Consider the following 4,849-nt stretch of genomic DNA (forward strand, 5'->3'; position numbering starts at 1 on the left):
ACATGGTAAGAGCGAAAAACAATTAAATACTGTGGGACACACAGAAATTTACGCTTGGGGAGTAGTCTTTAAGAGTGCTTACCTTGTAGGTGTAGTCGGACTAGACATGAAACTGTAAGGCCAAAATTAGCTTTGCTAGTAGCGGCAAGATTCAGCCCAAGAATCTCCGCACTTTTAGGGCGGAGAGTGTCAAGGATGCTTGTATCCAGATAGAATATCAGCGTCTATTTGCCTAAAACAAAACCCCACCATGGGTGGGGTTTCGGGTTTAATTTAGGAAATCCTAGAAGGTAAAGGTGCCGCGGAGAGTGCCAATCCACTCATTACCAGTGCCTTTGAACTGTTCAGGTGCAGAAATCCAGATGACACCGGGGGTGATAGAAATATTGTCGGTGACTTGGTACTTGTAGAACAATTCAACGTGGTAGGGAACGATGTTAGATACTTTTAGCCCCATGTCTCGGAAGCTTAAGTGACCGATGTAGGGCTGCGCACCAGCAAACAGACCTAAGATATTTCCTTCTTTACCTAAGTCGGGGAAGGCAATACCAGCACCGTAGGTCCACACTTCCGCGTCACCGAGACCGAGTAAACGCACGGTGGAGTAGGAACCGAAGGCACTCAAGCTGGCGAAACCAATATCCACTGCACCGGTTAAACCGTAGCTATTGGATACTTTGGCTCCGAAGTTGAAGAAACCGACTTCATCCTGTAGGGTGACGTCTCCAGGAGGGTTGCCGTTGACGTTGAGCAGGGTATTTAACTGAGTTTGGGAAAGGTTAGCAGCGGAAGTCCCCGTTACACCGAAGGAACCACCGTTACCGAAGATGGCGGTATCGGCACCTTGGTAAGCGTTAACGTAGGTGAAGCCGACGTTGAGGAAGTTAAAGAGGTTAGCGTTAATCTGTGCTAAAGCGGCGTAATCTCCGTTAAAGAGACCATTACCCGGGTTAGGATTGGCCGCAGAACCAGAGCCACCACCACCGGCTAAGTAACCCAAGGATAGGGAGGTCGGACCGACAATGCTTTGGAGGAAGCCTAACTGTAGGCTAACACCGGCCCCAGAACCACCACCGATACGATAGATGGGGTTTTCGGATGCGAAGGTCGAAAGCGCACCATTACCACCGTCGAAGTCTTCAAAGAAGGGATTAGTGGTGGGAACGAAGTCATTCCAAATACCGCCCCAAGCGGCGACGTAGGTATTGAAGCGACCAAAATAACCTAAGTCAATCGGGGTATAGTAGGCCAACCAGTCGAGAACCACATTGCTACCGTTACCGGCCGCGGTCCAAGTTTGGAATAGGGAAGGGCTTTGCAGATTATCGAATCTGACGGAAGCGGGATCACCATTTTGTAGTGTGGTGGTCGATTTGTAATCAAATCCGAAGGGAGTGGCACTACCCGCCGCTAAACGAGTTTTCAGTACGTCCTGACCGGTGAAGCTCGTGTTTAACAGCAAACGAGCGCGGTATTGCATGGCGGCCTGGGAGGCGGGGCTACCAGCACCGACCGTATCGGTGACAGCGAAAATAACTTCCCCAGCTAATTTGGTGGTGGTGGAGAATTGGTTATTTTCGAGGAAAGACACCCGGCTTTCTAAGTTATCAACTCTAGCTCCCAAGGCCGCTAATTCGGCCTGGAACTCATCCATCAAGCGCTTGAGGGCATCTAAGTCTTCCTTGAGGACGTTCACACCATCTTGAATTAAACGTTCCATGACGTTTAAGCAAGCGTTTAAACCAGCCGCAAATTCCCAACGGGTTAAAGCTCGGTCGCCGCGGAAGGTGCGATCGGGATAACCAACAATACAACCATAGCGTTCAACTAAACTTCTTAAAGCCTCGAAAGCCCAAGCGGTGGGGGAAACATCCCGCAGTTGGTTAACGCTGGTGACTTGATCGATGGTGTTGCCCTGTACGGGTGCCACTTGACCTTCGTTACCGTACTGTTCGATCTGATTGAGTAATTCGCCAGTTCCTGCAGCGTTGTCCTGAACTTGAGCGATTTCTAGATTGTTAAATTCGGTAGAAACACTGGTAGATTTGGCGGGATCGAAGCTACTAGCATTAGCGGAAGCTACTAGGGTAGCCCCTAAAATCGCTGGGCTAACCAGCAATGATTTCCAGAACATTCTTAACATGATGGTTTTTTCCTCACACCTTATAGGTTGACTACACAGTTTGACGACGCATATAGCCTTTCTATTCTTTTGCCATTATACACAATTTAATTACTTAGGGAAAGATGCGATCTCATTTTTTTTCCCTTGACCAGTTGAAAAAGTGGCCACCCTGTCGCTCCTAACGGCACTTAAACAAAAACTAAAGTAGGTTAGAATCCTTACACAGAGAAAACTTAAGCTCATACAACAGGCTCGTCTAGACGAGTCGGGCAAGGTTCTGTGATTTTGATAACGGCCACTGAACTGGGTTGTTGTCAGGTTAATTGATGATTTCTATGGTGGCACTCTTAATATGGAGTGATGTCTAATGGGCAAAACTTAACGCCGATAAAAACAGAGACAAGACCATGAAAAAAAGAAAGATAGCCAATACACTGCGTAAAGCCTTGCTAGAAGATGGCAAGATGGAACGCGCTCTCTATGAATACGAATTAGAAGAACACATAGACTACTGGTACGAAGGTCTCAAGTCCGACCGTGATCAGTTTGTCTTTGCCGTCACGGAAAACTCCGGTGATGTGGCAATGGTATTGATTACGCCTGGTAAAACTATCTATGTCAATGAGGAGGCGAGAGAGAAACTAGCTAAATTCTGGATAAAAGCTTATGAGAATAATATAAATCAACTCATTCCCATGATGGCAGAGAATTTGGCCAATAATATTATCTCGGTGACAGGCGTTAAAATGGTGTCCCCAAACCAGAAGCGACGCTGGGTTAGTTTGCGCCCGTAGAGTTAAAGTCAAGAAAGGCTCACTTAGGAAAAAATTGGTATTAGTTCTGGTTCTGGGGTTCCCAGATGACGGGAAACCATCAAAAACTATCCGCCCTTACCAATTGCTCGGTAAGGGCGGTGTAGCGGGTCATCGGAATCGACACCAGACTGCCGGAAGGAACTCCAGCTAGTCTAAATCTTGTTTAGACGTGGGGGTCTAGAGAACAGCCCCGGCGCACAGCCGGCTATTGTCGATTAGGAGACCCATGCTTTTACTACTTTCTACCATCGACATCACCTCCTGTATCCCTTAACGGATTGATTATCAGATTTATCTGCAACTAGCTTAACGCAGCTGTGCGGAAAAAATCAAGGCCGGCAGCTAAAAATTTTTTCGGCAGGCTGAGATTAGACCCAAAATGTAGGTGGAGATAGGAAGCGTGCAGATTCTTACCTTGCCACCCTTCGGCATTGATAGCACTTTTGGGGAATGCTTGCAGTTGATAAATCGGTGCGTCGCTCACCCCGCTTAATTGGGAGCGATGGAATTCATGCCCGCGCACTGGTTGACCTGGTTTGAGCAGGATCGTCTCCTGTTGGGCGATGGCTTGCCGATAACCTAGGGTTAACTTCGGCGACATTATAGCAGATTGGGGGATTATTTGCAACATAGAATGATTTTTTTGCTCAAAATCAACTATTTTTTCACATAAATACATTAATCCGCCACATTCGGCGTAGGTGGGCATTCCAGAGGCGATCGCTTTTCTCACCTGAGTTAAGATAGGGGTGTTAGCGGCTAATTCTGGGGCAAAGATTTCGGGAAAACCGCCACCAAAGTACAATCCTTGTAGGTTTTCGGGCAAATTTGCCCCTTGCAAGGGACTCCAAAAGATTAATTCTGCGCCTAAATTGGCTAAAATATCGAGATTATCGGGATAATAAAAGTTAAAAGCCTTATCTCTGGCAATACCGATACGGATAGGGGGAAAAAGCTTATTTTCTTCTGTGGGATTTTTCGGGTTCTCTTGGGGAGAAATAGTGAGTAAAGGCAAGAGAATGTCCCAATTAAAGCAGTTTTGGGCAATAGAAGCCAGTTGATCTTGCAGTTGCCTGATTTCTCCTAGTTCATCCCTGGGAACCAATCCTAGATGGCGATCGGGAATTGTCAGGGAATCTTGACGACGCAAAACCCCGACAATCGGCATATTGATCGATTCTAGGGCGGTTTGCAGTAATTGCAGGTGGCGATCGCTGCCAACCCGATTGAGGATAACTCCGGCTAGATGGAGATTTTTGTCTAAAGATTGATAACCGCGGACAATAGCGGCGACAGAGGTAGATAAACGACTACAATCGATAACTAACAGCAGAGGAAGCCCTAAAATACGGGCAATATGGGCGGTACTGGCATAATCGGGAAATTGAGTATCGCTTAATTGAATACCATCAAATAGCCCCATTACCCCTTCAATCAGAGCATAATCGACATTTTGACAATGTTGGGCAAAACAGGTTTTTACATAGTCTTCAGAAGTTAAAACCGGATCGAGATTGCGACAGGGGCGACCGGTAAAATGACTATGGAACATGGGATCGATATAATCGGGCCCGACTTTAAAAGATTGCACTCGATCGCCACGACTGATTAAATAGGCCAAGATTGCCAGAGTAATCGTAGTTTTACCGACTCCGCTTCTTTCTCCTGCGATGATCATCGAAAATTTTGGGTCTGAAACCCCGTCGTTCTACGACGGCTTTACCGTCAAATATTAGCGCATTTACACGATATATGCTAGAATGCGGGATATGGAAAAAGCCTATTCTTACCGATTTTACCCAACACCCGAACAAGAGTCGCTATTGCGGCGCACATTGGGCTGTGTAAGATTAGTTTACAATAAAGCTCTCCATGTCAGAACACAAGCATGGTACGAAAAGCAAGAAAG

General features: G+C 46.6%; 4 protein-coding genes. 2 read left to right on the forward strand and 2 right to left on the reverse strand.

From position 1 onward, the window contains the following. Window positions 1-283: 283 nt before the first annotated feature. A complete protein-coding gene (locus tag EWV68_RS03965; RefSeq protein ID WP_287168896.1) occupies window positions 284-2,143 on the reverse strand; it encodes an iron uptake porin in 1,860 nt (619 codons plus the stop codon). A 389-nt stretch (window positions 2,144-2,532) separates the two neighbouring features. On the opposite strand from EWV68_RS03965, the gene EWV68_RS03970 reads away from it, so the two are divergent. Continuing rightward, window positions 2,533-2,919: a hypothetical protein gene (locus EWV68_RS03970; RefSeq protein ID WP_061431205.1), complete on the forward strand. Its 387-nt coding sequence runs from the start codon at window positions 2,533-2,535 to the stop codon at window positions 2,917-2,919. A gap of 322 nt (window positions 2,920-3,241) precedes the next feature. On the opposite strand, the gene EWV68_RS03975 is transcribed toward EWV68_RS03970, so the two are convergent. Next, the gene (locus tag EWV68_RS03975) at window positions 3,242-4,618 is read right to left on the reverse strand and encodes a cobyrinic acid a,c-diamide synthase CobB (RefSeq protein ID WP_061431206.1); all 1,377 of its coding nucleotides are present in this window, start codon (window positions 4,616-4,618) and stop codon (window positions 3,242-3,244) included. A gap of 91 nt (window positions 4,619-4,709) precedes the next feature. Here EWV68_RS03975 and EWV68_RS03980 point away from each other — a divergent pair. Next, a partial coding sequence (locus EWV68_RS03980) for a helix-turn-helix domain-containing protein (RefSeq protein ID WP_287168898.1) occupies window positions 4,710-4,849 on the forward strand: 140 nt, incomplete at its 3' end.

It is taken from the genome of Microcystis sp. M_QC_C_20170808_M9Col (assembly GCF_007095495.1).
GTDB lineage: Bacteria > Cyanobacteriota > Cyanobacteriia > Cyanobacteriales > Microcystaceae > Microcystis > Microcystis aeruginosa.

What these genes read in the sequence shown, in the direction of transcription:
- EWV68_RS03975 (WP_061431206.1), bottom strand. Translation starts at nt 4,618, where the DNA reads ATGATCATCGCAGGAGAAAGAAGCGGAGTCGGTAAAACTACGATTACT.
- EWV68_RS03965 (WP_287168896.1), bottom strand. Translation starts at nt 2,143, where the DNA reads ATGTTAAGAATGTTCTGGAAATCATTGCTGGTTAGCCCAGCGATTTTA.
- EWV68_RS03970 (WP_061431205.1), top strand. Translation starts at nt 2,533, where the DNA reads ATGAAAAAAAGAAAGATAGCCAATACACTGCGTAAAGCCTTGCTAGAA.